The following is a 2144-nucleotide window of genomic DNA, read 5'->3' on the forward strand; positions in this document are numbered from 1 at the left end:
GCCACCGAACCGGCGAGCGGCAGGCCGGCGCCGGCCAGCGCGACCGCGAGCAGGGCGCGGCCAGCAGGTTGGCCGCGACGACGACGGTCAGCGCTGCGGTGAGTGGCGCGTACCGGCCGACCACGGAGGCCCCGAGCAGCTCGGCTCGACCAGTCTCCTCGTTCTGTCGGGTGTGCCGGGTCACCGCGAAGGTGCTCAGCAGCGCGACGATCAACGCCAACGTCACGTACGTCTCGGCGACCACCACCGCGCCGAGGTCGGTGCCGGCGATCGGGCCGTTGAAGGCCCGGGCGATCAGGCTGGACGCGGAGGTGGTGGCGTACACCTGGCGGGCCGCCTGGTCGGGGTAGACACCGGTGACGCTGCCGGCGAGGGCGTAGCCGAGCAGGGGCGTGCCGAGGATCCAGATCGCCAGGCGGACCCGGTCGCGGCGCAGCACGAGCCGGGCCAGCCGGGGGGTGCCGGTGAGGGCGCTCATCGGGCACCGGCCCGCGGGGCGTGCGCGGCCCGGGCGGCGGGGTCGTCGCCGTAGTGGCGCAGGAAGAGCTGCTCCAGGGTGGGTGGTGTGCTGGTCAGCGCGCGGACGCCGAAGCGGACGAGCTGGCCGAGCAGCTCGTCGAGGTGGGCCGGGTCGACTTCCAGGTGGGTGCGCCCGTCGACCTGGTGCACGTCGTGCACCCCGGGCAGCGCGTCCAGGCCGGTGACCGGCCGGGCGGTCTCGACGGTCACCGCCGTGCGGGTGAGGTGGCGCAGCTCGGCGAGGGTGCCGGTTTCGACGGTCCGACCCTCGCGGATGATGCTGACCCGGTCGCAGAGCGCCTCGACCTCGGCGAGCACGTGGCTGGAGAGCAGCACTGTGGCGCCGGACCGCTTGATCCGTCGGACCTCGTCCTGGAACACCGCCTCCATCAGCGGGTCGAGGCCGGAGGTCGGCTCGTCGAGCACGTACAGCTCCACCGGGGAGGAGAACGCGGCGACGATGGCCACCTTCTGCCGGTTGCCCTTGGAGTACGTGCGGCAGCGGCGGGTCGGGTCCAGGTCGAAGCGGTCCAGCAGTTCGTCGCGGCGACGCCGGTCGAGGCCGCCGCGCAGCTGGCCGAGCAGGTCGATGGCTTCCCCGCCGGTGAGGTTGGGCCAGAGGTTGACGTCGCCCGGCACGTACGCCAGCCGGCGGTGCAGGCGGACGGCGTCGCGCCACGGGTCGGCGCCGAGCAGCTCGACCTGCCCCGAGTCGCGGCGGAGCAAGCCGAGCAGAATGCGGATGGTGGTGGACTTCCCGGAGCCGTTGGGGCCGAGGAAGCCGTGCACCTCCCCCGGTTCGACGCGCAGCTCGAGCCCGTCGAGTGCCCGGATGGCGCCGAACGTCTTGACCAGGTTGCCGATCGAGATGACGGGCATGGCCCCTCCTGCGGTTGGCTGCGTCGACCGATCCTCGGGTCGACCGATCTCACTGTACTGACCGCTGGTCAGCCTAATCAACGGTGATTGTGCCCACTGGTCAGGGCGTCGCTAGGCTGGTCGGCATGACCGCCGATGCCGCGGACGACACCCGCACCCGGATCCTGCGCGCCGCGCTCGACCTCTTCGCCGAGCACGGCTACCAGCGCACCTCGCTGCGCCAGATCGGTGAGCGGCTGCGGCTGACCAAGACCGCCATCCTGTACCACTTCCCGGCCAAGGAGCACCTGCTCGCCGCCCTGGTCGAGCCGTTCGTCGCCGACCTGGAGGCGCTGCTGGACTCGGCTGCGACGCAGCCCACCGAGGTGGCCCGGTGGACGGTTCTGGAGGGCTGGGTGGACACCATGCTCGCGCACCGCCGGCCGCTCGGCATGCTCTTTCACGACATCGCGCTGATCGGCCGGGGCGACACGTACCACCGGCTGATGGAGATCGTGATGCGGGCCAATGACCTGATCGCCGGGGCGGACGCCGGTCGGCGCGAGCGGGTACGGGCGATGCAGGCGGTCTCCGCGTGCAGCGACGCGGTGGTCTTCTTCACCGACGTGCCCGACGAGGTGCTGCGCGCCGACATGCTCGACGGCGTACGCCGGCTGCTGGCGCCGGCCGGGGACACCGCGACGGCGCCGGGCGCGCCGGCGACGCTCCCGGGGCCGGTTCGCGAGACGGCGGCGGACGGGACCCGG

The 2144-nt window shown here is 73.1% G+C and carries 2 protein-coding genes and 1 pseudogene; 1 reads left to right on the top strand and 2 read right to left on the bottom strand.

Translation table 11 applies throughout. From position 1 onward, the window contains the following. Positions 1-478, bottom strand: a pseudogene (locus JM949_RS35450) (anibiotic ABC transporter); the annotation flags it as partial. Further along, a complete protein-coding gene (locus tag JM949_RS35455) occupies positions 475-1398 on the bottom strand; it encodes an ABC transporter ATP-binding protein (RefSeq protein WP_203152408.1) in 924 nt (307 codons plus the stop codon). The gene JM949_RS35455 and the pseudogene JM949_RS35450, both read right to left, overlap by 4 nt. Positions 1399-1523: 125 nt before the next feature. On the opposite strand from JM949_RS35455, the gene JM949_RS35460 reads away from it, so the two are divergent. Continuing rightward, positions 1524-2144 (top strand): TetR/AcrR family transcriptional regulator (locus JM949_RS35460; protein WP_203152409.1); only part of this gene is annotated, 621 nt, incomplete at its 3' end.

Origin of the sequence: Micromonospora tarensis (genome assembly GCF_016803395.1) — a bacterium.
In the GTDB taxonomy this organism is placed as follows: Bacteria; Actinomycetota; Actinomycetes; order Mycobacteriales; family Micromonosporaceae; genus Micromonospora; species Micromonospora tarensis.

Coding starts and splice junctions, on each gene's coding strand:
- JM949_RS35455 (WP_203152408.1), bottom strand. CDS start 1,398: ATGCCCGTCATCTCGATCGGCAACCTGGTCAAGACGTTCGGCGCCATC.